The organism is Arthrobacter sp. HY1533, from assembly GCF_027568515.1.
Taxonomy (GTDB): Bacteria; Actinomycetota; Actinomycetes; order Actinomycetales; family Micrococcaceae; genus Specibacter.
Genome location: NZ_JANKZF010000013.1, coordinates 83,276 through 108,162 on the forward strand (window position 1 = coordinate 83,276; position 24,887 = coordinate 108,162).

23 protein-coding genes are annotated in these 24,887 nt (G+C 64.3%); 8 read left to right on the forward strand and 15 right to left on the reverse strand.

Annotated features, from left to right (window positions below; all coding sequences use genetic code 11):
- Positions 1–72 precede the first annotated feature (72 nt).
- Positions 73–1,041, forward strand: a complete 969-nt coding sequence (locus tag PCK14_RS11360) for a cyclase family protein (RefSeq protein WP_269938601.1) — start codon at positions 73–75, stop codon at positions 1,039–1,041.
- Positions 1,041–2,081 (forward strand): NAD(P)-dependent oxidoreductase, encoded by a 1,041-nt coding sequence (locus PCK14_RS11365; protein WP_269938602.1) that lies wholly within the window; start codon positions 1,041–1,043, stop codon positions 2,079–2,081. The genes PCK14_RS11360 and PCK14_RS11365 overlap by 1 nt, the downstream gene beginning before the upstream one ends.
- A gap of 197 nt (positions 2,082–2,278) precedes the next feature.
- Here the strand turns inward: PCK14_RS11365 and PCK14_RS11370 are convergent, their stop codons facing one another.
- The 5 genes from PCK14_RS11370 to PCK14_RS11390 are packed head-to-tail and all read right to left on the reverse strand — an operon-like array spanning position 2,279 to position 7,019.
- Complete coding sequence (locus PCK14_RS11370; protein WP_269938603.1) at positions 2,279–3,706, reverse strand: sulfatase-like hydrolase/transferase; 1,428 nt, start codon at positions 3,704–3,706, stop codon at positions 2,279–2,281.
- A 19-nt stretch (positions 3,707–3,725) separates the two neighbouring features.
- Complete coding sequence (locus tag PCK14_RS11375) at positions 3,726–4,529, reverse strand: ABC transporter ATP-binding protein (RefSeq protein ID WP_269938604.1); 804 nt, start codon at positions 4,527–4,529, stop codon at positions 3,726–3,728.
- A gap of 38 nt (positions 4,530–4,567) precedes the next feature.
- Entirely contained in the window at positions 4,568–5,359 is a 792-nt protein-coding gene (locus PCK14_RS11380; RefSeq protein WP_269938605.1) for an ABC transporter permease, read from the reverse strand.
- Positions 5,356–6,201 (reverse strand): ABC transporter permease, encoded by an 846-nt coding sequence (locus PCK14_RS11385; RefSeq protein ID WP_269938606.1) that lies wholly within the window; start codon positions 6,199–6,201, stop codon positions 5,356–5,358. Before PCK14_RS11385 ends, PCK14_RS11380 begins: the two co-directional genes overlap by 4 nt.
- On the reverse strand, positions 6,156–7,019 hold the full coding sequence (locus PCK14_RS11390; RefSeq protein ID WP_269938607.1) for an ABC transporter substrate-binding protein: 864 nt from the start codon (positions 7,017–7,019) through the stop codon (positions 6,156–6,158). Before PCK14_RS11390 ends, PCK14_RS11385 begins: the two co-directional genes overlap by 46 nt.
- Before the next feature lie 548 nt (positions 7,020–7,567).
- Between PCK14_RS11390 and PCK14_RS11395 the strand changes: the two genes are divergently transcribed.
- Complete coding sequence (locus PCK14_RS11395) at positions 7,568–8,104, forward strand: VOC family protein (protein WP_269938608.1); 537 nt, start codon at positions 7,568–7,570, stop codon at positions 8,102–8,104.
- Here the strand turns inward: PCK14_RS11395 and PCK14_RS11400 are convergent.
- Together PCK14_RS11400 and PCK14_RS11405 are read right to left on the reverse strand one after the other, a co-directional pair.
- Positions 8,094–9,059, reverse strand: a complete 966-nt coding sequence (locus PCK14_RS11400; protein WP_269938609.1) for a sugar-binding transcriptional regulator — start codon at positions 9,057–9,059, stop codon at positions 8,094–8,096. The genes PCK14_RS11395 and PCK14_RS11400 overlap by 11 nt on opposite strands.
- Positions 9,060–9,372: 313 nt before the next feature.
- Positions 9,373–11,046: a ribonuclease J gene (locus PCK14_RS11405; RefSeq protein ID WP_269938610.1), complete on the reverse strand. Its 1,674-nt coding sequence runs from the start codon at positions 11,044–11,046 to the stop codon at positions 9,373–9,375.
- 239 nt (positions 11,047–11,285) lie between these two features.
- On the opposite strand from PCK14_RS11405, the gene PCK14_RS11410 reads away from it, so the two are divergent.
- Positions 11,286–11,693, forward strand: coding sequence for a RidA family protein (locus tag PCK14_RS11410; RefSeq protein WP_269938611.1), 408 nt, complete (start codon positions 11,286–11,288; stop codon positions 11,691–11,693).
- A 20-nt stretch (positions 11,694–11,713) separates the two neighbouring features.
- Here PCK14_RS11410 and PCK14_RS11415 read toward each other — a convergent pair whose 3' ends face one another.
- The 6 genes from PCK14_RS11415 to PCK14_RS11440 all read right to left on the reverse strand — a co-directional run bounded on the left by PCK14_RS11415 (position 11,714) and on the right by PCK14_RS11440 (position 18,936).
- Complete coding sequence (locus PCK14_RS11415) at positions 11,714–13,321, reverse strand: DUF5671 domain-containing protein (protein WP_269938612.1); 1,608 nt, start codon at positions 13,319–13,321, stop codon at positions 11,714–11,716.
- 22 nt (positions 13,322–13,343) lie between these two features.
- Positions 13,344–13,805: a hypothetical protein gene (locus PCK14_RS11420; RefSeq protein WP_269938613.1), complete on the reverse strand. Its 462-nt coding sequence runs from the start codon at positions 13,803–13,805 to the stop codon at positions 13,344–13,346.
- A 255-nt stretch (positions 13,806–14,060) separates the two neighbouring features.
- The gene (locus PCK14_RS11425; protein WP_269938614.1) at positions 14,061–15,110 is read right to left on the reverse strand and encodes an LLM class flavin-dependent oxidoreductase; all 1,050 of its coding nucleotides are present in this window, start codon (positions 15,108–15,110) and stop codon (positions 14,061–14,063) included.
- Positions 15,111–15,184: 74 nt separating this feature from the next.
- Positions 15,185–15,334: a hypothetical protein gene (locus PCK14_RS11430; protein ID WP_269938615.1), complete on the reverse strand. Its 150-nt coding sequence runs from the start codon at positions 15,332–15,334 to the stop codon at positions 15,185–15,187.
- A 132-nt stretch (positions 15,335–15,466) separates the two neighbouring features.
- Entirely contained in the window at positions 15,467–17,212 is a 1,746-nt protein-coding gene (locus PCK14_RS11435) for an ABC transporter ATP-binding protein (RefSeq protein ID WP_269938616.1), read from the reverse strand.
- On the reverse strand, positions 17,212–18,936 hold the full coding sequence (locus PCK14_RS11440; RefSeq protein WP_269938617.1) for an ABC transporter ATP-binding protein: 1,725 nt from the start codon (positions 18,934–18,936) through the stop codon (positions 17,212–17,214). The genes PCK14_RS11435 and PCK14_RS11440 overlap by 1 nt, the downstream gene beginning before the upstream one ends.
- 362 nt (positions 18,937–19,298) lie before the next feature.
- Here PCK14_RS11440 and PCK14_RS11445 point away from each other — a divergent pair, with 362 nt between their 5' ends.
- On the forward strand, positions 19,299–20,498 hold the full coding sequence (locus tag PCK14_RS11445) for a hypothetical protein (RefSeq protein ID WP_269938618.1): 1,200 nt from the start codon (positions 19,299–19,301) through the stop codon (positions 20,496–20,498).
- Between the two features lie 205 nt (positions 20,499–20,703).
- Here PCK14_RS11445 and PCK14_RS11450 read toward each other — a convergent pair whose 3' ends face one another.
- Positions 20,704–21,711, reverse strand: a complete 1,008-nt coding sequence (locus tag PCK14_RS11450) for a 1-aminocyclopropane-1-carboxylate deaminase (protein ID WP_269938619.1) — start codon at positions 21,709–21,711, stop codon at positions 20,704–20,706.
- A gap of 93 nt (positions 21,712–21,804) precedes the next feature.
- Positions 21,805–22,143 carry an ArsR/SmtB family transcription factor gene (locus tag PCK14_RS11455; RefSeq protein ID WP_269938620.1) on the reverse strand — a complete coding sequence of 113 codons (339 nt, stop codon included), beginning with the start codon at positions 22,141–22,143 and terminating at the stop codon, positions 21,805–21,807.
- A gap of 106 nt (positions 22,144–22,249) precedes the next feature.
- On the opposite strand from PCK14_RS11455, the gene PCK14_RS11460 reads away from it, so the two are divergent.
- The 3 genes from PCK14_RS11460 to PCK14_RS11470 all read left to right on the forward strand — a co-directional run bounded on the left by PCK14_RS11460 (position 22,250) and on the right by PCK14_RS11470 (position 24,833).
- On the forward strand, positions 22,250–23,341 hold the full coding sequence (locus tag PCK14_RS11460; RefSeq protein WP_269938621.1) for an NADH:flavin oxidoreductase/NADH oxidase: 1,092 nt from the start codon (positions 22,250–22,252) through the stop codon (positions 23,339–23,341).
- A 31-nt stretch (positions 23,342–23,372) separates the two neighbouring features.
- Positions 23,373–24,032 carry an NAD(P)-binding oxidoreductase gene (locus tag PCK14_RS11465; protein WP_269938622.1) on the forward strand — a complete coding sequence of 220 codons (660 nt, stop codon included), beginning with the start codon at positions 23,373–23,375 and terminating at the stop codon, positions 24,030–24,032.
- A gap of 147 nt (positions 24,033–24,179) precedes the next feature.
- Positions 24,180–24,833 (forward strand): GntR family transcriptional regulator, encoded by a 654-nt coding sequence (locus PCK14_RS11470; protein ID WP_269938623.1) that lies wholly within the window; start codon positions 24,180–24,182, stop codon positions 24,831–24,833.
- The last annotated feature ends 54 nt before the right edge of the window (positions 24,834–24,887 follow it).

A 24,887-nucleotide genomic window follows, 5' to 3' on the forward strand; every position in this document is an offset into this window, starting at 1 on the left:
GGCGCCTCACATTCAAGTGATTGTCCGGTGCCGCGTACACCTATTCATCCCGCGTCACCAAGGAGCCCAGGCATGCGGCCTCACGAAGCCACTGATGATTTAACCGATGAAACAGCTGCAATTGGCGGGCCCGCCGTTTCGCAGCAGGAATTCGACCAGCTCTTTGAACAGGTCAAGACCTGGGGCCGGAATGAAAACCCGTCCGCAGGCGCCTGGGAGGCAGTGGGCCCGGCAGCGGCCATCGAGGCTGCGTCACTGGTCAAGAGTGGACGGACGGTGGCCATGGCCCTGCCGTGGAACACCACCAGCGGACCTGGCAACGCCAACCCTGCCCTCCATTACATGACGGACCTTGGCGTCCGTGAGGCCCCGGAGCCATCCTGCAACAAGGACTTCATTGGCGTTGACTACCACGGCAAGGCGGTCAGCCACCTGGACGCACTGAGCCACATTGCCTACAAGGGCCAGCTCTACGACGGGAACAATTCCCGCGACGTCGTCACAGCCGTTGGTGCGGATTTTGGTTCCGTCACAGAGCTTGGCACCCTGGTCACCCCTGCCGTGCTGCTCGATTTTACTGTCCTGTTCGACGAGCCTTGGCTTGAGCCGGGGACGGCAATCCGCGCTGAGGACATCCTGGCGGCGGAGGCAAAGCTTGGCGTGAAGATCCAGCCGGGCGACGCCGTCCTGATCCGGACCGGGCACTTCCGCCGGCAGCGTGAATGGGGCGTCTGGGACCCTTCCAACTCAAGTGCCGGGCTGCACGTTGACTGCATGCCGCTCCTTGCCGAGCGCCGCCCGAGCGTGCTGGGCGGCGACGGGGATTCGGATGTGCGTCCGTCCCCCACACCGGGCATCCACTCGCCCGTCCACATTCTTGCCATCACAGCCATGGGGCTGCCGCTGCTGGACAACCTCGACCTCGAGGCCCTGGGCCAGGCATGCAAGGACGAGGGACGCTACCGCTTCATGTTCGTTGTGGCGCCCCTGAACATTCCGCGCGGAACCGGCTCCCCGGTCAACCCGATTGCGGTGTTCTAATGACATTCTCGGTCGGAATCTCCAGGGATTTTCTTGGCGCAGACGGCAAGAACGTCTGGGGCGACATTGGGCTTTCCGGACTGGACGCCGCGGGGATCCCCTGGGAGTACATGGATGCCTTGGAGCCCACACTGACCCCGGAGCAGATGGAGCGCTATGACGCGATCCTCTACGCTGCGCCGGCGGTCACGGCTGCGTCATTCGAAGGCGTTGCCAATCCCCCGGCACTGTTGGCCCGCTTCGGTGTGGGGTACGACGCCGTCGACCTCGAGGCGTGCACCCGCGCAGGCACGGCAGCCACCATCACCCCCGACGGCGCCCGCCGGCCCGTTGCGACGGCGGCACTGTCAATGTTGTTGTCGGTGGGGCACCACACAGTGGTCAAGGACCGCCTGGTGCGGCAAAAGCAGTGGGGGCTGCGGGAAAGCTACATGGGCACCGGACTGACCGGCAAGACAATCGGATTCCTCGGCGTGGGCAATACCGGCAGTGAACTGATCCGGCTGCTTGAACCGTTCGACGTCCGGTGCATCGGCTACGACCCCTACTGCCCGCCGGAACGCGCCCAGGAGATCGGTGTGGAGCTCATGGACCTGGAGGACGTGGCAAAAAACTGCGATGCCCTCGTGATCATGGCCCTGCTGACCGAAGCAACCCACCACATCGTCAACGATGCGCTTTTCGCCCAGATGAAGCCAACGGCGTCCCTGATCAACATTGCGCGCGGGCCCATTGTGGACGAGCAGGCGTTGATCAGGGCGCTGCAGAACGGAACAATCGCCGCTGCCGGCCTGGATGTGTTTGAGGAAGAGCCCGTGGCCAACGAGCTTCTGGACCTGGAGAACGTGACGTTGTCGCCGCACTGCCTCGCCTGGACGGACGAGATGTCGCTGGGGAACGGTTCCAGCTGCGTCCGTGCCATCATCAACGTGGCATCCGGAATCGCGCCTCCGTTCATCGTCAACCGGGACGTTGCCGAGACGGCAGCCTTCAACGACAAGCTCAGCCGCTGGCAGGCTGCCGCCGAAACCAGCGCGTAGGCGCAAGACCTGCAGGACAGCCAACGGCGCCTGCCCTGCAAGCAAGGAAATGGACTCCACACCTTGAGGGTGTGGAGTCCATTTCCGTTTGCCCCGGTTTCGCTGCATCCGACGGCAGCAACGGCAAAAGCCAGGTTCCCCGCGTGAACGGGGAACCTGGCCTTCTCAACGCGCGTAGCGTTCGATGGGTGCGCCCTTCAGTCGGCCAACCCGTTTCCCTGTTCCAACTCGACTTCCTCGTGCTCCGGATAGTGCATCAGCTCGGCGTCAAGGGTCCGCCACAACCCAAGCAATTCCTGGACCACCTCGGGATGCATTTCAGCAACGTCTGCCTTTTCACGGTCATCTGTGCCCAGGTCAAACAGGCGTGTGCGTGAACCTGCAAAGTCGTCGTCCTTGTGCCACAGGGGTTTCGCCACCCGGTCATGAAGCAGCTTGAACCTGCCCTTTCGGACCGCCCCCTGTCCCCGGGTGCGCCAGAGCAGTGCATCCTCGGGTTCGCTGTTCCCGTCCACCAGCCAGCCCAGCAGCGACTGCCCGTCGAGGGGCTTGTCTGGGTGGGGTGCAGTTCCGGCGGCGTCGAGGATGGTTGCCGTCCAGTCCATGGTGACGACAGGCGTCCCACTGACCTGACCGGCGTCGAGTGCGGCCGGCCACCTGACCAGGAACGGCACACGGATCCCGCCCTCTTCCAGGTCCCCCTTCTCGCCGACAAATGGCCACAGGAAGGCATACCTTTCGCCGCCGTTGTCGGAAGCGAAAATGATTATGGTGTTGTCCCGGATGCCCTCGTCGTCGACGGCCTCCAGTACCCGGCCAATGCCGTCGTCCATGGCCTTGATCATGCGCCTGTACGTGTCCCTGGACCCGCCCTCAAAGTGGAACATTCCCCGGGCCCCCTTGGTGTCGATGGCGGCGAGGACCTTTTCACTGACCGCTTCATCTCCCGGTGCCTCCCAGGGGAAATGGGGGGCCGTGTAGTTCAGTTGCAGGTAGAAAGGCTTCGAGGTGTCCCGGGTGCGGATGTAGTCCACTGATTTGTCGGACAGGATGTCGGTGTAATAGCCCACCACCTCAACTGGCTCTTTGCCCTCATATAGATCAGGCATGCCTTTGCTGTCGACGTGTCCATAGTAGTCAAGGACACCGTCCATGTTCCCGAAGAAGCGTTCAAACCCTATGTCCAGTGGGCTGAACCACGGCAGCCAACCGCAATGCCACTTTCCGAACATGGCCGTTTGGTAGCCGGTGTCCTTCAGCATTGAAGGCAATGTTGGGTGTTGGGCCGGTATTCCATGCTCGGCGTCGCGGCTCAGCAGGGGTTCTTCCAGGCCCACCGGCAGCCGTCCCGGGTATCGGCCTGTGTAGAGTGCCACACGGGTAGGCGAACAGGTGGGGGAGGCTGCGTAGGCGTCGGTGAACCTGACCCCGTCTGCTGCCAGCTGGTCCAGGACTGGAGTGTCGTTGTGCAGGGAGCCGTAGCAGCCCAGGTCGCCCCAGCCGAGGTCATCGGCAAAGATGAAAATGACGTTTGGTTGTGCCGGACGGTCTCGTTTTGATGCCTTGAACGGCTGCTCTTGCCGAAGCCATTGCTCCCGCCGATCGGGGACGGTACTGAGTTTCATGATGGGTCTCCTGGGCTGGCTAGACGGTCTCGGTCTTGGGATGCCGGACCAAGTCCAGCGCGACAGCGCGGATTTCACCGAACTCCGGGAGAACCCGGGTTTCTTCCTGTGTCCGGGGCGTCGGGAAGTCGACATCGAGGATGCGACTGACCGTGGAGGGCGACTTGGACAAGACCACCACCCTGTCCGCCAGGTAGACGGCTTCGTCAATGTCGTGCGTGACAACGATGATGGAAATCTTGAATTCGTTCTTGATCTTCAGGACCAGGTCTTCCAAGTCCATCCTCGTTTGTGCATCGACAGAAGCGAAGGGTTCATCCATCAACAAGATTCGGGGATTGCAGGCCAGTCCCCTTGCGATGGCGACGCGCTGCTGCATGCCACCTGACAGTTGCCATGGATGCCACGTCTCTTTCCCGCCGAGGCCCACATCGGCCAACGCCTCACGGGCGCGCTTCTTGGCTTCCGCCCTCGGCACACCTTGTGCCCTCAGTGGCAGCATGACGTTGCCCTGCAACGTCAACCAAGCCAGCAGCGAACGGCTGTAGTCCTGGAACACAACGGAGATGCCCTCTGTTGGGCCTTTGATCGGTTTTCCGTCAACCTTGATGCTGTCCTCGCCGTCCGGTGACAGGAGTCCGGCGATGCATCGGAGGATGGTTGTCTTGCCCGCGCCTGACGGTCCAACAAGGGCAATGAGCTCCTCGGGCCTGACATCAAAGTTCACGCCGCTGACGGCAAGGTGCTTCCCAAAACGTCCGTCGTAGGTGATGGACAGGTCCGAAACTTCGACGAGGGATGTCCGGCTGGCAGAACTGGCCATTGCGGATTCCTGGTGAACATTATTCATGGTGGTTGTCCCTACTTAATAGTTCTGGCCATTGGCGAAATGCCGGATCGCCTGAGCATGGGTCGTTCAAACATGAGGTACAGGGCGTTGAGCCCGATGCCCAATACCGCGACCATCACCATGCCGGCCCACATGGTTGAGTATTGAAATGACTGTTGGGACAAAAGCGTCACTGCGCCGATTCCCGCGGACGCCCCCACCATTTCGCTGACGACCATGATGAGGATTGAGAGCGACAATGCTGCACGCCCAGCGCCCAGCAAGCGGGGGGCAATGGAAGGCAAAAGCACCAGCAGTATCTGCCGCCATCCCCGAATCCTAAACACATGGTTGACGTCAACCAGGCCGCTGTCGACCTTGACCAGGCCGTCAACCGTGTTAACCAGAACGTACAGCGTGACAGCGAAGGCAATGATGCTTTGGGACATGGCAGGGCCAATGCCGGCAACAGTGATGAACAGGGGAACCAGTGCCACCGCCGGGAGCGCCAGCAGGAAGGAAACTATGGGCATTACGGCGATTCTGACCACTGTCATCCTTGACAGCAAAACTCCTAGGACCAGGCCCAGAATCACACCGGAAATGTACCCGACGGCCAGGTTTGTCAGGCTCGGAACAACATTTTCCACGAACCCATCCCCGCCCCAGGTCTCCACAAAGGCGACAGCTATGACGCCCACCGTGGGAAAGAAGGGACTCTGTGCACTGCTGGCCCAGAGTTGGTAGGCCACAATGAGCACCAGTGGCAGGGCAATGAACTTCAGCCACCTGCTGTGCCTGACCGCCAGGAGAATTTCTTTCACTCTGCACCACCTTTGGGTCCATGGTTTTTCAGGGCAAACCGTTCCAGCCCACGAAACAGGATTGCCACGATCAACCCGAGCAGGCCGGTGAACCCCGTCAACGCATAAATGAGCGGAAGGTCATTGCCGGCCTGGGCGGAGATCAAAAGCTGCCCGACACCCGGGACGCCGCCGATCAATTCGCTCATGATCTCCACCGCGAGGGAGATGCCTGCAGCAATGCGAAGTCCCGTCGCGATGATGGGAGCAGCCGACGGAAGGCGGAATATCAGGTAGCGACGCCAGGGGCCAACCCTGAACACGGTGGCCGTGTCCAAGGCGACGGGCGCGATCACAGTTGATCCATAGGTCACCTGGAGCAGGATGATCCAGAACACGCCCTGGCCGATCATGACTGTGGTGAACGACCGGCCGGATCCCATGACCAGAATGGCCAGCGGCAACAGCACAATCGGTGGAATGGGTCGCACCGCTTCAAATGTGCTGTGAAACCACTTCCATGCCCAAGGATTCGCTCCGAAGAGCAAACCGATCGGGATTGCCAAGGCGGCCGTGACGGCGAACCCGAACAGCCACGCCGACAAGGTGTCGCGGACTGCTGCCTGGAAGTCACTCTGCGGGAGGAGGCTGCCCAGTTCCGCTGCCGTGTCCATGAAAGAGGGAGCAACATCGGGGCGCAGCCACCCTGTTCGGCTGGCACCTTCCCACAGGATGAAGAATGCCAAAACCCCACCCAGGCTGATGCCGAGCCGGACCCATCTGTTGGATGTCAATGAGCGCTGATTCTGCACTTGCATCACCCGGTAACGAAGCTGGCGAGATCCGGTGCCTTGGTGATCCATTTCTGCTGGACCATGGCGTCAACCAGAATCTGAAGGCTGGCAGCATCCACATCCACGGAGAAATGTGAGTCCGGAAGGGTAAGAGCCTGGGCCTCGTCGAGGCCTGCGCGTGCAGCGCCCTTGAGCTTCACTTCCTTGGGATTGGCATTGCCATACTCAACAGCCTTGACCATGCCGGCCTGGAAGGCCTTGATTGCATCCCCCATGGAGCCCTGGACTTTGTCAGTGGTGAAGAAGCCGGTGTAGGCAGAGCCCTCGGGCAGAACGAACGCGGTCGAGTCGCCCAGAATCTTCAGGTTGGGGAATTGTTCGGTTCCCTGGACATCAAACGGTGCAGCAACGGCGGCAGCATCGACGGTGCCTTCGGAGACTGCCCGGGCAACTTGGGCCTGCGGCAGGGGGACGATCTTCACGGGCTTTGAAGGATCTCCGCCGGCCTTGTTGATGGCGGCCTGCAACGTCAGGGCTGTGAGCGACCGAGGCGACGTTGCCGCGACCGTGCGGCCCTGCAGATCCTTCCAGCGCGAGATGCCCGCATCGCTGCGAACCAGTGTTCCGCCATTGTGGCCTTCGGCCCCGATGGTTGCAAGGCCGGAGACCACCTTGAGTTTGGTGCCGCTCGCCAGTGCAAGCAGCGGCGGCGCATACGCGGCGTAGGCCAGATCGAACTGACCCGAAACCACGCCGGTCACAACCTGCGGCCCCTGAACGTCGGTCAGGTCAAGCTCCAGACCCTCATCCTTGAAGTACCCTTTCTCGATTGCGATGTCCAAAAGGCCAACATCAATGCCCGGGACCACGCCAACCTTCAGATGCATGCCCGATCCTGCGGCCCCACCGGACGGAGACGCATCCGTGTTTGAGGGCGAACACCCCGTGGCGGCAGCCAGGAGGGGGATGGAAAAAAGTGCTGCTGCAACACGCAAGCGCCATTGCTTCATGTGGGAACTCCTCAGTGGATACCGAAATACGAATATGTTCTTCTGCCGGCTTCATTGGTGCCTGGCCACATGGCCGGATATGCCACGAGGCCGGCCGACTCACAGGAGGCCGCCTCAATTAGGGGCTCTCGAAATCGTTTGTTCTCTTGGACTGCCTCAAGTATCAAGTTCAATCACGGGCCTGTGAACCCCGCATTGTTGAATATTGGCAATGATGAACAAAGTCTCGTGATTCGGCACATTTGGCCTCCGCTGGGCTCTCGATCCGGGCGGTGGCCGAGCTCGGTTTGAACGCCGAGCCGTCAAATGTCCCGGTACGGCGAGCATTTGTTCAGCTTCGGGGAATTAGTGGCCGAGTTGTTCTTGTGGGGCCTTTGACGGCGGATACTCAAAAGGAAACCATCAACCTCAAGGAAGCAGTTGAAATGGCAAATTCCACTATGTCGTTCAAAATGGCAATGCACCACGTATGCCTCGTCGTTTCGGATCTCCAGACCACACGCGATTTCTACGTAGATGCCCTGGGGTTTACGGAGATCATCCGCCCCACCGACTTTGTTTTTCACGGGGCCTATTTCCACAACGGAAATGTGGAAGTGCATGTGGTGCAGGAGAGCACCCCGGGAAAGCTCAAGAAGGAATCGATCGTTTGGGACCACGACGAGCTGCGCACGGGACTCTGCAGCCACTTTGCCGTCATGGTTGATTCATTTGAGCCATTCCTGGATGCGCTGGCCAAGCGCGGAGAATCCAGGGTTGGCGGCCCTCGGGTCAGGGATGACTTTGTGGAGCAGATCTATATTTCCGACCCTGACGGAAACATCATTGAACTGCTGACCCAGCACAGCGAGGAGGTCGGGCGGCAGCGGCGGCTGGACATTTTTGACCAGGGCATCGCCGTGCCAGTGGCGCCCGGGTACCCGGTCATTGACCCGCGCGAAAAGTTTGGTGTCAACGGGTAGCTGTTGCCAGCAATTCCCTGGCGGTGGATTCGTCAGTCACCAGTTCATTGACGAATCCACCCCGGATGGCGGCCGCCAGCGATCCCACCTTCGGGGAACCTGCCACCACCATCACACGGCGGGGAATCCCCAGCAGTTCCGGCAACGATATGCCGATAATCCGGGAGGACAGCTCGGATTCCACTTCCACTCCCCTGGCGTCAAAGAAATGGCCGCACAGGTGGCCTGCGGCGCCAAGGCCCTGCAGATCGGCAAGCGCAGCAGGGGACACCGGGCTGTAGCTTCCCGTTCCATCAAAACGTTGCATCGAGCCCAATCCAAGCAGGGCAACATCGCTGGCCCTCGCCCACTCAAGCCCGGCCTGGACTTCCGGCATTTCCATGGCCCTGTCCCTTGCCGCAGCTTCCCGGTAGACGAAATTGGCCGGCAGCGGCTTGAAGTCCGCCCCGAGACGCCGTGCGATGTTTTCACCCACATGGTTCCGCTCGTCGCTGTCCCGGTCCACCCTGGGCGGGCAGGCCAGAAGGTCGACGACGGTCAGCTCGGAGTCGGCTTTCGGCTCCAGAGCCGAGGCCACTGCCGCCAGGGTGCGGCTGGCCGCCACGCCAAGCTGCACAGCTCCTGACAGGGAAGCCTCCAAGTAGCGGGCAGCTACATAGCCAAGCTGGTTGGCCCGCTCCTGAAGCGATTGCGGCCGGTCCATGGAAATGACACATCCAGCCAGACCGAATTGCTTCTGGACTTCCTTCTCCAGTTTCGGCAGGCGGTCGATGGGTGGGCCGATGCGGATTTGCACCACTCCGCGGCGTCGTGCCTCGGAGAGCAGCCGGGAAACAGTGGCGCGGGACAAGTTGACCGATGACGCTATGTCAGCCTGCGTCAGGCCCTGAATGTGGTACATGTAGGCAATCTTCTGGATGAGCAGGTCGTTGCGCCTGGCATGCTCACTCACCATCTGATTCCCTTTCTGGTAGGTCTCCATTCCCGTTTCATCGATTCTAATCCGGTGGATCTGCCGCGCAGAATGATGTCCAGATCGCGACGCGGCCCACCCGGCCGCCTTGGCGAAATTGCGGGCCGATGCCGCCATGAAATTCCCCACGAGGTGGTGCGGCGTTCGGCAAAACACGACACTAAGTGGTGCGGCGTCTGAGGGGCGGGGCCGCGCAGTAGTCCAGCACAAGGTGAGCCACCCCTTAAACGCACGTGCCGCCGTCGTGCCTGAAAGCACGGACGGCGGCACGTGGGCCGAGCGAAAAGCGGGTGGCTTACGCCTCGACGATGATGACCGTGTAGACGGGCTTGCGACGCAGCGAGCGGTCGGACCAGCGCAGCAGGCCCTGGGCAACGGCCTTCTCGGCGCCGGGGCCGGTCTTCTCGCCGCGCAGGCCCGTGAGGGTCTTTTCGACGATGCCGATGGCCTTTTCGATGTCCTTGTCCGTCATGTTGAAGCCGACGGAGAAGAACTCGGGGTCTTCCTCGATCTTGCCGGTGTCCGGGTTGACGATGAGCAACACCGTGACGGCGCCGTCCTCGGCCAGGCGGATGCGGTCCTGCAGGGACTCCTCCGTTGCCGCGCCGGGGATCATGTTCTCAACGTAGACGTAGGCTGCCGGAACGCTGCCGGTGACCTTGGCGACGCCGTCCTTGAGGTCGATCGTGGTGCCGTCCTCAACGATGAACGCGTTCTTCGGGTCCACGCCGGTGCGGATGGCCAGCTCGGCGTTGGCCTTCAGGTGGCGGTACTCGCCGTGCACGGGCATGACGTTCTTCGGGCGGACCAGGTTGTAGCAGTACACGAGCTCGCCGGCACTGGCGTGGCCGGAGACGTGAACCTTGGCGTTGCCCTTGTGGACAACGTTGGCGCCCTGCTTGGTGAGGTCGTTGATCAGGCGGTAGATCGAGGACTCGTTGCCGGGAACCAGCGAGCTGGCCAGCAGCACGGTGTCGCCGTCGGTCAGGTTGATCTGGTGGTCGCCGCTGGCCATGCGTGCCAGTGCGGCCATGGGCTCACCCTGTGAACCGGTGCAGATGAGCACTGCCTTGTTGGGGGCCATGCGCTCCAGTTCCTTGGCGTCGACGAGCATGCCGCGCGGGATCTTCAGGTAGCCCAGTTCGCGGGCGGTGCCCATGTTGCGGACCATGGAACGGCCAACGAAGGCAACCTTGCGGTTGTACTTGTGGGCGGAGTCAATGATCTGCTGGATGCGGTGCACGTGGCTGGCGAAGCTGGAAACCACGACGCGGCGCGGGGCCGTGCGCATGACCTGGTCGATGGCCGGGATCAGGTCGGCTTCTGCCGCCAGGAAGCCGGGGACCTCGGCGTTGGTGGAGTCGGGCAGGAACAGGTCCACGCCCTCCTCGCCCAGGCGGGCGAAGCCGGCCAGGTCGGTGATGCGCTTGTCCAGCGGGAACTGGTCCATCTTGAAGTCACCGGTTTCCAGCACCAGGCCGGCAGGCGTGCGGATGGCAACTGCCAGGCCGTCCGGGATGGAGTGGTTGACGGCCAGGAATTCAACGTCGAACGGGCCGAACTTGCGTCGGTCGCCTTCCTTGACCTGGACCATCTTGCCCTTGATGCGGTGCTCTTCGAGCTTGGTCTTCAGGAAGGCCAGGGTCAGCTTGGCGGAGATGACGGGGATGTCGCCGCGGTGCTTGAGCAGGTACGGGACACCGCCGATGTGGTCCTCGTGGCCGTGGGTCAGCACCAGGCCAACCACGTCCTGCCAGCGGTTCTTCAGGTAGGAGAAATCGGGCAGGATGACGTCCACGCCCGGGTGGTGCTCCTCGGGGAAGAGCACGCCGCAGTCAACAATAAGCAGCTTTCCGGCGTATTCGAAGACGGTCATGTTGCGGCCGATTTCCCCCAATCCACCAAGGGCCACGATGCGCATTGCACCGTCGGCGAGGGCGGGCGGGGTCTGGTGTGCGGTTCTTCTCATGGGTTCCCGACTCTAGGGTGTGGTGGGCGGCTGGCGGCGGAATTTCGCTGCCATCTTGTGCGATGCATTCGGCCAATGGTGGTCCAATGTCGCTAAAAGTTAAGGGGGATTGCTCCGCTCCCGATTTTACCACCGTGCCCGGAGGGCCAAATCCAGCTGCCGCCGTGCCTGTTTCTGAGGCACGACGGCGGCAGCTGGTTCCGTGAAACGGGTTCGGTGCGTCTGCAACAATCGGTGGCATGACCAGTGCCGTGAAATTGATCCGTTCCGAGACCCTGGCGGATGTTGCCCAGTACGCCTACGCCGCGACCGCCCCGAAAGACGCCCGCCTGATCTTCCTGGCGGGCGCATGCCCCCTGACCTGCGAAGGCACGACGGCGGCCGTTGGAGACTACGCCGGCCAGGCAGCCGCCTGCATCGAAACCATGGTGGGTGCACTGAACGCGGCCGGGGCCACCATCGAGGACGTCATCAGCACCCGCGTGCTGGTTGCGTCATCACGCCAGGCGGATCTTGTGTCAGCCTGGAATGTTGTGCGCGAGGCCTTCGGCGAGCACGACGCGCCAAGCACGCTCATGGGCGTCACCGTGCTTGGCTACGACGACCAGCTGGTGGAGATCGAGGCCGTGGCCGCAGTCATGGACTGAAAGCCCAAGAATTCAAGCTTCTATTCCAGTTCGATGACCCGCACTGAGCCGGGCCCGTCGATGAGCAGCATGATCCGCGGGCCCGCACCATCCACCGAGGCGATTGCCGCGACCAGCTCTTCCTCGGTGGCCTGGTATTCGTCGCCGGCCCTGGCCAGCAGCCGGACACGGGCACCTGTCGATTTCGCCAACGCTGCACGGAGCGGATCGGCGTCGCCTCCGGCCACCAGGAGGATCGACTCCAGGGCGCCATCCCGCTGGGTGTCGGTGGTTTCCAGCACCGTGCGGTCCGCCCGCCATACAACAAAGTGGTACACCGAAACCAGTGCGGTTGCCGTGAGCAGCCCGATTGGCGCACGGACCGAGTCAAGCAGGCCCGAGGCCAGTCGGTCGGGATCCAGCAGGAACTCGAAGATCCGGAATCCCGCCACCAGCAGTGCGATCAGGGCGACCACGGCGCTGATGCCGAAGACCGCGACGAGGTAGACCCTACGCGCGCGCGGATCCGCCGGCTGCCCAGGACGCCAGGCCCGCCACCACGTCAGTCCGCCAAGCACCAGCCAGATCGCACCGGCAAGCAGCAGGCTCTGGGTGTTGTCGCCGGCCAGCGGCGGAGCCAGTGCGGCAAGTGCTGCGTTGACGCAGACCCCGAGCCCCGCGGCAGCCGCTGCCAGGCCTAGCCCGGAAACCACCTGGCGCCCGGCTTCCAATGTGCTGGGCAGGCGTCCTGCAAACCAATGCGGCGCGAGGCTGGCGACCAGGGCCCCGGCAAGTGCCGTTCCCAGCGCCAACGGTGCAGGAGAAAGCAGCTGCAGCGATGGACCGCGGAGTGCGGCATTGCCCAGCGTGTACAGCAGGTACCCGGTGCCGCCCAGCGTTGCGGCGCCGGCACCCAAGACACCCACGAGCACCAGTGCAACATCGGCGAACCCGCCGCGCACCAACCCCATGCCCCTGCGCACCCAATGCCACCACCACACGGCCAGGCCGCCGGCGATCCATGGCAACTGCGCCAGTATGCCCGTCCACCAGGGGCTGCCGATCGAGGGTGCGGGGAAGAACGTGCCAAGCGCTGCGGAAAAGAGCGCCGACAAGGCAAATGCCACCGCGGTGAAGCCCACGACCAGGCCGTACCAGCTGCCCAGGATCCCGGGCAGGTTGGCGAGGACCCGGGGCGTGATCCGGGCGTTGCGCCAGATCCGCTGGTGCCACCACCAGACCCCGCACCAGACCAGCGCCCGCGCGAAGTTCTGCGCCCAGCCTCCCGTATGGCCCGAGGCCAGTGTGCCCAGGAGGGAAAACAGCGAGGTGCTTGCCGTGGTCAGGGCCGTGGCATACATCGCCGCCAGGTAAAGGCCCCAGGCGGGAGCCCCGGATTCAGCCGGCTGCCCCAGCCTTTTGGACAGCGCCCGCCAAAGCAGCATTGCCAGCGGGCCCGCGATGACCAGGAACGCGATCGACCGGGCCAGTGCGGATGTGCGGTCGGTCCCTGCCAGCTGCCCGGGGTCCACAACAAGTGCCAGCAGCCCCGAGGCACCAATGGCCGCGACTGTGACGAGTGTAAAGAAGAGAATGTAAACAATCAGGCGTCGCACCGTCGGCAGCGCGCCCGCGGCCTGTACGCCCATTATTTGCGGGGAGGCGGCCATCTCACTTCACCCCTGCCTCGGTACAGGCCAGCAGCGGCCAAGGTGCGGAGTTGATGGCCCAGCTATCCTGCCGCGGAACTAGCGTGAAGGAATCCTCGTACCCTGAACCGCCCACTCCGAAGGGGCCTCGGACACTCGTTTCGGTGATCGAAACCAGGACCGTAGCGCCGGAGCCTGTGAGCGTCGTGGACAGTAGTGCAACGCGGACGTTCGACTGGCCAGGATTCGCCCCGACCGGGCAGTCATTGGCTGCTTGGGCCGTCAGCAACGCGGCAGCCTGTTCTTGGTCGCCCGCCAGCAATAAAGTGACATAGCTTTGCACGACACCCTCGGGGGAATTCGGATCCACCGTGGCACTGGTTCCGCGGGTGAACACCAGCACGACCGCGGCGACAACCAACAGCACCGTAATGCCGAGCAGAATCAGCGGCGTGCGGTTCCCATCCCTTGGCAGGCCTTCCATGCCCCAATTATGCAGCTGAAATCACTGCGCACCTATCACCTCCGGCCATTCAACCGGTTTCCCGCGCCATTGGGGCACCTTTCCGTCATGGCCTGCGCTTCATGGTGATTGCTTCCCTGGCCCCACATCAGACACTCCCCGATGGTCCGCCGTAACGTCACCACCGCAGAGCCGGCCCCATCCGCCAAAGCCAGGTGCCGTCGTCGTACTTTTCATGCACGACGGCGGCACTCGGCTCTTCGTGGCGCTGTTGCGCTAGGCGCTGGCCGGTTCCCAGCCGATCGCCGGTGCAATGTGCTTGGCAATGTTTTCCAGCATCTTCGTGTTGTACGCGACGCCCAACTGGTTGGGGACGGTCAGCATGAGGGTGTCGGCTGCCTGCACGGCCTCGTCGGCAGCCAGTTCAGCGGCAATCTCGGCGGGGTCGCCAATGTAGCTCTTGCCGAAACGTGAAACCAGCCCGTCAATGATGCCCACCTGGTCGCTGCTGTCAGCCTGGGCGCGCAGCCCGAAGTACATCTGGTCCACGTCGTCCACCACGGGGATGATGCTGCGGCTGACCGAGACGCGGGGTGTGAAGCCGTGGCCGGCCTGCGCCCATGCGTCCCGGAAGCGCTGGATCTGCTCGGCCTGAAGCTGGTGGAACGGAATGCCGGTGTCCTCGGTGAGCAGCGTGGAGCTCATGAGGTTCATGCCCTGGCGTGCCGTCCACTCGGCGGTGTCGCGCGTGGCGGCGCCCCACCAGATGCGCTGGGACAGGCCCGGCGACTGCGGCTCAATGCGCAGCAGGCGCTCCCCGCCCATGTAGGCGTGCTGGCCGGGCTCGGCAATGCCGGCGCCGGAAATTGCGTGGAGGAACGCCGCCGTGTGGCGCCTGGCCATGTCGGCCACAGTTTCGCCGTCGAGCGGGTAGTGGCCAAAGTCGGCCGCACCATTGGCGGCGGGCTCGGGTGAACCACGGCTCACACCGATCTGCAGCCGGCCGTCGCTGATGAGATCCGTGGCCGCGGCCTGCTCTGCCATGTACAGCGGGTTTTCGTAGCGCATGTCAATGACGCCAGTTCCGATTTCAATGCGGCTGGTCCGCGCGGCAATGGCGGCCATGAGCGGGAAGGGCGCCGCCTGCTGGCGGGCAAAGTGGTGGACGCGGAAGAATGCGCCGTCAATGCCCAGTTCCTCCGCGGCCACGGCCAGGTCAATGGCCTGGTGCAGGGCATCGGCGGCCGTGTTGGTCTGCGAGCCGCGGCCCGTCCCGTAGTGGCCGAAGGACAGGAAGCCTATGCGCTTCTTGAAAGTTGTTTCCATGTTCGGCACAACACAGGCCACGGCCGGACTATTCCATGCATACGCATATAGACCGGCCGCGGCCCGCGCTTCCCCTACTGCTTGTTCTTCTTGGTGATATGGGCCACCGGGTCCGCGGACTCATCCGCAGCACCCCGGGCCTTCTTCTCGGCGCGCTTGGCCTTGATGGCGTGGCCCTTGTCCATCTTCTTGTGTTCATGGTGGTGCGGCTGCTTGTCAGGCACGGCGAACTCCTCTTGCATTGAAAGCTCTTCGCACCGGGCCGGGGCGGTCCGGCGTGCCCCCTTTCCTGAACGTTACGCCTGTTGCCGCCGCCGCGACAGGGCGGGCCAACGGCAACAGGGCGTCCGCCGTTGCTAGGCGTCTTGGCGCCAGGAGTGCCACAGCGCGGCGTAGGAGCCGTTCTTGGCAACCAGTTCGTCGTGCGAGCCAAGCTCCGAGATCCGTCCGGCCTCAACCACTGCCACCCGGTCGGCGTCGTGCGCTGTGTGCAGCCGGTGCGCAATGGCCACAACCGTCCGCCCCTCAAGCACGGCGCTGAGCGAGAACTCGAGGTCGCGCGCGGCCTGAGGGTCGATCAGCGACGTGGCCTCATCCAGCACGAGCGTGTGCGGATCGGCCAGGACCAGGCGGGCCAGCGCCAACTCCTGCGCCTGGGCCGGGGTGAGCGTGTGCGCACCCGAGCCGACCTCCGTGGCAAGCCCGTCCGGGAGGGCGCGCACCCAGGCGAGGGAGCCGACGTCGGCCAGGGCCTTCTCAATCTCGGCGTCACTCGCGCCGGCCTTGCCCAGGCGGACGTTGTCGGCCAGCGTGCCCACGAACACGTGGTGTTCCTGGGTCACCAGGGCAACCTCGCCACGCAGTTCATCCAGGGGACGGTCCACGAGCGGCACGCCGCCCACCGTGACAGAGCCTGCCGTGGGCCCGTGGATGCCCGCGAGCAGCCGGCCCAACGTGGACTTGCCCGCGCCGGACGGGCCCACCATGGCCAGCCGCTCCCCCGGCACCAATTCCAGGTCGATCCCGTGCAGCACGTCATGCCCGGGCCGGTACGCGTAGCGGGCCTTGTCCACCAGGATTTCCTCCCCGGCCGGGACGGCATCCGTGGCCGTGCGGTCCGCGTCGACATTGCGGATGCCCACGATGCGGGCCAGCGACGACGCACCCACCTGGATCTCATCAATCCACATGATGAGGGTGTCCACGGGGTCGATCAACTGCATGGCATACAGTGCCACGGTGGCCACCATGCCCGTGGTGACGGTGCCCTGCGAGGCGAGCCAGCCGCCCCAGAGCAGAACGGCGGCGACGGGCAGCCAGAAGGAGAACTCGGCGGCGGGGAACAGCACTGTGCGCAGGCCCAGCGTGTACTTTTCCTTCTCAAAGCAGTTCCTCAGGGCGGCATCGATCCGGCCGCGCCGGTGCGCGCCGAGGCTCAGTGCGTCCACGGTGCGGGCGCCCTCAATGGTCTCGGTGATGGCGCCGTTGAGCCCGGCGTAGCTTTCGCGTTCGGCCAGGTAGCCGGGCGTGGCCCGCTTGAGGTACCAGCGCGTGACCGGCACCAGCAGGGGCACCCCCACCAGCAGCGCGAGCGCCACGAGCGGGCTTGTCAGCAAGGCGGCCGCGGCCGTCAGGGCGATGGTTGCCACCGACACCAGCACCTGCGGCACGCCGAAGCGGACCGTGTGCGAGACGGATTCGACGTCGTTGGTGGTGCGCGAGACGAGGTCGCCGGTGCCTGCCTTTTCCACCGTGGACAGCGGCAGCGAGGTGACCTGCTCCATGAACTCCTCGCGGAGCTGGGCAAACACCTTTTCGCCGAGCACCATGCCCTTTCGCCGCGCCAGCCTGGCCAGCACTGTCTGGACCAGCACAAAGCCGGCCAGGCCTGCCGCGACCAGGGCAACGAACCCCGCTGTGGTGCCTTCGCTGACGGCGTCAACGAGCCGGCCCACCAGGAACGGTCCGGCCAGGCCTGCCACGGCGGCCACCACGTAGAGGCCAACGACGGCGGCCAGCGGCCCCTGGTGCATGCGCAGCAGTCGCAGCCCCTCGGCCTTGACCTGGGCGGAATCCGCCACGGGCAGCATGGTCCCGGCCATTACTCTTCCCCTCCGTTGTTGTTGGAATGTCCGACGCCGTTTGTTGCGTTGGCGCCCACCGCGGCGTCCGCGGCAGTGCCGTTGGCAGACGTGCCGTGCCCATCCATGCCTTCACCCCGGACCACCACGCGGCGGTAGTCGGGCACTGTCTCCAGCAGCTGCCGGTGCGTGCCCTGGGCGTGCAGCTTGCCGTCCTTCAGGAACACCACTGTGTCCATGGCGCCGAGCAGCAGCGGGCTGGCCGTGACCACCACTGTGGTGTGGCCGGGCGTGCCTCGCTTGCGGCGCAGGGCCTGCGCAATCCTTGCCTCGGTGTGGGCGTCGACGGCGCTGGTGGGCTCAACGAGCACCAGCACCTCGGCCTCCGTCAGCAGGGCGCGGGCCAGTGTGAGGCGCTGGCGCTGGCCGCCGGAGAAGCCGCGCCCCTTTTCCGTGACCTCGTCATCCAGGCCGTATTCCAGCCCGTCCAGGACATCACCGGCGCTGGCCACGCGGATGGCGGCCATGATCTTCTCGTCGCTGTGCCGCCCGGCCGGGTCCAGCTCCTCGCGCAGGGTGCCCGTGAACAGCTGGGGCTCGGCGTCGGAGACCACAATCCGCGAGCGCACCTCGCGCAGCGGCATCAGGTGCAGGGCAGCCTCGCCCCAGCGCACCTCGGCCTCTTGCAGCACGGCGTCCTCGAAACGGCCCAGCCGCCGGGCCAGGCCTGCGGACTCGGCAGGGTCCCCCGAAACAATGGCGCTCAGCCCGCCCGGGGCCACCACCACGCCGGAGTCCGAGTCAAGCAAAGCGCTCGGTGAGACGGGCGCCGGAACTGTTGGGCCGGCGTCGTGCACGGCCGACGGGGTGGCCAGCACGTCGATGATGCGGCGTGCCCCCACGTGGGCGCGGATGAAGCGGGACACGGCGTCGGCGGCGGTGCGGATGGGCGAAACCAGGAAGACAGCGTAGCCGTAGAGCGCCACGAGCTGGCCCGCCTCGATCTGCCCGGACACGGCCTGCAGCGCGCCGATCCAGGTGAAGGCCACACTGAAGGCACCCACCACCAGGACCTGGACGGCGTCGAGGTCGGCCAGCGAGTAGGCCACCTTGTTGCCGGCCAGCTGGGTTTCACGCGAGCGTTCCCGGTAGCGGTCAACGAAGATGTGCTCGCCGCCGATTCCGCGCAAAACGCGAAGCCCGGCCACGGTGTCCGCACCCAGTGCCGTCATCTTACCTGCGGCCTCCCGCTGTTCCTTCTGGCGGCGCTGCAGGGGACGGATGACGAACAGCAGCATGGCGCCACAGAACGGCACGCCCAGCAGCACCACCAGGCCCAGCTGCCAGGAGGTCTGGAAGACCAGGAAGGTCACCAGCAGGTAGCCGGCAACGGAACCAGCCAGGCGGGCGGCCACGTCGAAAATTTCGGCGATGCGCATGGCATCGGAGGCGGTGGTGGAGACCACCTCACCCGTGGAGAATTTCCGCGGGAGCGCGTCGCCGCTGCGGGTGACCTTGTAGCCCACGGTTTGGGCCGAACGGTAGGCGGCCTGCATCCAGTTGCTCACGGAGGCCCGGTGGCGCAGCGTCGCGGCAACGGACTGCAGCAGGGTGAGCGCCACGAGCAGGCCCACCCAGAAGGAGAGCCTGCCAAAGTCGCCGGGCAGGATGCCCTGGTCGATGGCCTGGCCCAGGATGTAGGGGGTGAACGCCTGGCACAGCGTCCAAATGATGCCGTACAGCATGGCCACAAGAAGTGTCCCGCGCTGTTCACTGGCCAGCCACAGCAGGTATCTGCCAGGGGAACGGAGGTCTGGTTTTTTGGCGGTTTTATAGGGAAACGAGCGCACTACGGCCTTCTTGGTGATTTGTGATTGGCAGGCGGACTTGGCGCGATCAAGCCGTCCGCTGCGAGGCGGGGCGATCTGCGCGGGCTGGGGCTGCCTTGTCTATCTCACAAAGATTCACCCTAGCCCACTCACGCACGTGAGGACAACGCCCGGCCCGGCGGGCGCCGTCGTGCCCTGAAAATTGGCAGGCGTTGGGCTAGGCTCACGAAGATACGGTCAAGCAAGGGGGATGCGTGGGCACGGGTCAGGAACATTCAATGCTTGCCGTCTCCGACTTTCACCGTGAGAAACGCAGCCAGCGCCGCCAGATCTTCACCTTGTTGTTCCTGGGCTGGCTGCTGTGCCTGCTGATCCTGCAGATCCACCACCCGCTCAACACGGCGGTCGTGGCGCAGTTTGGTGACCTCAACGTGGTGTGGGCCCGCTTCACGGAACGCGTGCTTGCCCCTTTCACCAACCCCGAAACCTTCAACTTCGGCATTGACTCGCTGGGCTGGATCATCAGCGCCACGGCAACCACCCTTGTGGCGCTCGTGTTCAGCGGGCGGAATCCGCTGGGCATGGCGAATGAATCGCAGGTCATGGCGCTGGATGAACTGTTGGAACTATTGACGCTGCTGGTGGGCATTGCGGCCGCGGCCACCATGTGGATGGCCCTGCACAACGTGGCGTTTCTGCCCGACGACCCCGATTCCGGGCCCAAGTTCTTCCTGGGCATGCTGTGCCTGATGCTGGTCATCTTCTCCGTGGTCCGCCAACGCGACACCGCGGTGCAGCGCGAGGTGGACGAATTCCACCTCACCACCTCCATGCGCCTGCACACGCACCGGTGGGAGCGCATGTGGGGCGTCGCTTCCCGGAACCGGATCCGCGTGGACCGCGGGAAAATTCTCCAGCGAGTGGTGTGGTGGACCGGCAGCGGCTTGGCCATCACGCTGGTCTCCCTGGTCCTGCACAGCGGATTCACGCCCCTGCGGATTGTCCTTGCCGCCTTGGCCTTGACGGCTCTCGGTGTTGCGACCGCCGCAGTGACCGCGCTGGCCGTCTCGCTCTACCGCAGCAATCCGCACCCCGGCGTGGGCCTGGCCTACGCCGGGGTGCTGCTCGTGGTGGTGCTGCTGGTGGTGGCCGGCCCGCTCACCGCCGCGGCCACGCAGAACGCGCATGTGCTGATGTCGCTGCTCAGCTACTTTTTATGGCTGGTGCCTTCCCTGCTGCTGCTCTTCCGGAAGCCGCAGTCGGCACACATGACCCCGCTCGAGTACAGGCTGGCCGCGCGCCCCAAGAACCGGCTCATCCGCAGCCTGGTGGCTTGCGTCGATGGCGCGAGGGAGGCCGCGTACTGGACCGAGCTGCTCGCCGAGGCCCGGCGCCAGCGGCACTACGAGGCGAAGCTGGACCGGCTCGAGTCCGAGCAGGCCGCGGCCGCTCCGCAGGAGGCCGCGCCACAACCCTGAATCCAACGCTCCCTCACTTTTGGGGCACTTCACGCTAACGCTCCCTCACTATGAGGGGTGGCGTCGGCAGGTGCCCGGGCGCAGGTGAGGGAGCGTCGTACAAATGACGCCAAGAAGTGAGGGAGCGTCTCGCCATGGAGCCCATTTGGTGAGGGAGCGTTAGGGGACGGCGAGTGACCGGCGTCGTGCTTGGACGCGGGGTGGCCTAGCGGAACAGGCCGCTGTAGGCGTTGAGAGCGAGCTGTCCGCCGAGGTGCGCATAGAGGACGTTGCTCGTGGGCGCAATGTCCTTGCTGCGGACCAGATCAATAAGGCCGGCCATGGATTTTCCCTCGTAGACGGGGTCGATGATCATGCCCTCAAGGGATCCGGAGAGACGGATGGCCTCCATGGTGGACTCCACCGGGATGCCGTACAGGTCGCCAGCCCAGCCTTCCCTGACGTCGATTTCCTCGTCGCGAAGTTCGCGGCCCAGCCCGATGAGTTTCGCGGTGTGGCGGGCGATGCGGGCCACCTGCGCCCGGGTCTTCTCGATCGTGGCGGAGGCGTCGATGCCGATGACACGGCGCGGGCGGTCCTGGCCAGCGAACCCGGCGATCATGCCGGCATGGGTGGAGCCGGTGACAGTGCAGACAATGATCGTGTCGAAGAAGACGCCCATGTCCGCCTCCTGCTTTTCCACTTCATAGGCCCAGTTGGCGAAGCCCAACCCGCCCAAGTGGTGCTCGGAGGCTCCGGCCGGGATGGGGTACGGCTTTCCGCCGGCATCCTGGACCTCCTTGATGGCCTGCTCCCAGCTACTGCGAATGCCGATGTCGAAACCGGCCGAGTCGAGACGGACGTCGGCGCCCATGATGCGGGAGAGCTGGATGTTGCCCACGCGGTCACTGAGCGGATCCGGCCAGTCGACCCAGTTTTCTTGCACCAGACGTGCCTTCATGCCCAGCTTCGCGGCGACGGCCGCCACCTGGCGCGTGTGGTTGGACTGGTAGCCGCCGATCGAGACCAGGGTGTCCGCGCCCTGTGCAATGGCATCCGGGACGATGTACTCCAGCTTGCGGGTCTTGTTGCCACCGAAAGCCAAGCCGCTGTTCACGTCCTCGCGCTTGGCCCAGATCTTTGCACCGCCAAGGTGTGCGCTGAGCCGGGACAGATCATGGATGGGGCTGGGGCCGAAGGTCAGCGGGTAGCGTTCAAAATCTGAGAGGGCCATGACGTCCTTATCCACGCGGTGGGGAATTCAAACTTTTAGTATGCAATATATTGCATACCGCGAAGACGTCCCTGTCAATGGTTAGAGCACGGGCTACAGCGGAAGATCGCCGATGGGAAGAAGATCACCACGGGCCGCGACCAGAACTGACGGGAGCAGGCCCGGGAACCTTGCCTCAAGGTCCGCTTCACGCAAGGTGTTCAGTATCGAAGTGCCCTGGTAGCGCTGTTCGATCACGCCGGCCTCACGAAGAACCCTGAAATGGTGCGTGGAGGTTGACTTGCTAACCGGTAGCTCGAAGGCGATGCAGGCCTGGTCGTCATGGCCATCCGACAACTGACTGACGATCCGCCGACGCACCGGATCGGCCAATGCGGACAGCACCGCGTCCAACTTCAGCTCATTCTGCTCGGGGTGAATGAGATTGCGCATCCGCGATCAGTCTCCTGGTTGCTCGGTTGACGTAGAACTCTATTGTACGATAAATTTCGTAGTACGAAAGATCTCGTACTAGTTTTGAATGTGAATGGAGTGTCAAATGGCTGAGCTTTTCGAGCCCCTGGAGCTACGGAAGCTCACCATCCCGAACCGTGTGTGGATGTCACCGATGTGCACCTACGCCGCCGACCCGGCGCCTTCGCTGGCGGGACGGCCCACAGATTTTCACCTGAGTCACTACGCTTCCCGCGCTGCGGGCGGCGCCGGACTGGTCATGCTGGAAGCCACCGGCGTTCGCGCCGACGGAAGAATTTCACCCTTTGACCTGGGGCTGTGGAGCGATGATCAGATCGAGAGCTTTACTCGATTGGCCACTGCAATCACGGCGGCCGGCGCTGTGCCGGCAATCCAGCTTGCCCATGCGGGCCGAAAGGCATCAATCGACCGGCCCTGGCTTGGCGGGGCTCCGCTGAACGAAGACCAGCTGGGCTGGACAACAGTCGGACCAAGCCTGGACAGCTTCCCAGGCCATCCGGCACCACGTGAGCTGACGGTTGAGGAAATCGGCGAGCTCGTACAGTCTTTTGCTGACAGTGCCCGCCGCGCCCTCCTGGCGGGTTTTCAGGTCGTTGAGATCCACGCAGCCCACGGCTACTTGCTGCACTCCTTCCTTTCCCCGGCGTCGAACCGGCGTCAAGACCAATACGGCGGGAGCCTGGAGAACCGCGCTCGGATCGTTCTTGAAGTCATCGACGCGGTGCGCGCAATCTGGCCGGAAGACTTGCCCCTGTTCCTGCGGATCTCCACCACGGATTGGATCAGCGAGGACGACTCGAACGACCGCCAAGGATGGACCGTGACCGATTCCATCCAGCTCTCACGGTGGGCCGGCGAGCGCGGGGTTGATCTCATCGACGGATCCTCCGGCGGCCTTGAGCCAGCACCCATCCCACACACCCGCGACTATCAAACTGCCCTGGCGGCACAAGTCCGGAGCGAATCCGCACTGCCAGTGGCGGCGGTCGGACGCATCGACGATCCGCAGTGGGCGCAGGAGCTGGTGTCCTCGGGCCAGGCTGATGCCATCTTCCTCGGACGGGCCCTTCTGCGAGACGCGTCATGGCCCAACAATGCCGCCGTCGCGCTGGGCGCCAGCCCCCGCTTCATTGTTCAGTACGATTACGCGCTCTAGTCTTGCGCCGGAACCAGAAGGAGAACCAACCATGAAGATCTTCCAAATCGGTGCTGCCGGCGGCGTTGGCCATCGGCTCGCGAAGCTGTTGACCCAGCGCGGCGATGCAGTGACCGGCATGCACAGAAATCCCGCACAGGCCGGGATCATCTCTGAAACCGGTGCCACACCGGTGGTCGGCGACCTGATCGCCGACTCGGTCGAAGTTCTGGCCGAGAAGTTCTCGGGGCACCAGGCTGTGGTCTTTTCAGCCGGCGCCCATGGCACGGGCATGGAGCAGACCTCCCTCATTGACGGCAAGGGTCTCGAGAAGGCAGCCGAGGCCGCACAGCGCGCCGGCGTGGCCCGCTTCGTGCTGGTATCCGCTTTCCCCGAATCCGAGCGCGGCAACGGCCTTGGCGAAGGTTTTGAGCACTACATGCGCGTCAAGAAGACGGCCGACATCTACCTCTCGCACACCACCCTGGACTGGATCATCGTCCGCCCAGGACTCCTGACCAACGAGCCCGGGAACGGAATGGTTGAAGCAGGAGTTGCCATCGAATACGGCAACGTCCGCCGCGACAACATCGCTGCCTTTATCGACGCAGCCCTGCACAACCCAGCCCTGTCCCGGGTCATCGTCGAGCTGACCGACGGTGACACTCCAGTCGCAGAGGCCGTAAGCAAAGTAGCCTCGGCTCGCGCCTAGGCTCTTAAACCTAAAGTCCTGCACCAAGAAGTCCTGGTGCAGGACTTTTGCGTCCTAGTGCCCAGGAGGAAACGGGCCAGCTGGTGCGAACCCGTCGCGGAGCCCGCCTTCGGGCCCGCGTTCCGGTGGCGATATATCCTATGTTGCATGCCCACTCCCCCGCCGGCCGGACTCCACAAGCGGTCCCTGCTGCGCAACGACGTCTACGAATCCATCCGCGACGCCATTGTTGACGGCACCTTTGCCCCCGGCGAGCGCCTGCGCGATCCCGAGCTGGAGGCCTGGCTGGGCGTGAGCCGCACGCCGATCCGCGAGGCCCTGCTGCGCCTGGAACGGGCCGGCCTGATTGTTTCCCAGCCGGGCAGGGCCACCATGGTGGCGCCGCTGGACCCGGGCTCCACGGTCAACGCCCAGCAGGTGGTTGCGGCCATGCACGAACTGGCGGCCCGGCTGGCCGTGCCGCTGCTGGTTCCCTCTGACCTCGCTGCCATGACCGGCGCCAATGCGCGCTTCGCCGAGGCCATCAAGGACAACGACGCCGATGCCGCCCTGGCTGCCGACGACGAGTTCCACGCAACCATGGTGGGCGCCTGCGGCAACGAGATGGTCCCCCTTGTGCTGGAGCAGGCCATGCCGGTGCTGCGGAGGGTCGAGCGGCAACGTTTCAGTTCCCAGGCCGCGCTGCATTCAGTCACCGCGCACGCCGAGATCATCAAGTTGGCCGCCACCGGGGATGCCGATGCCGCCGCAATCGCCACGCGGGAGAACTGGCTTTCGCTGGGATCCCCGGCGGAAAGCTGAGGCGGGCGAACCCAGTCCACGCGGGGGAACGGTGCTGGCCGCTCCCCCGCGACT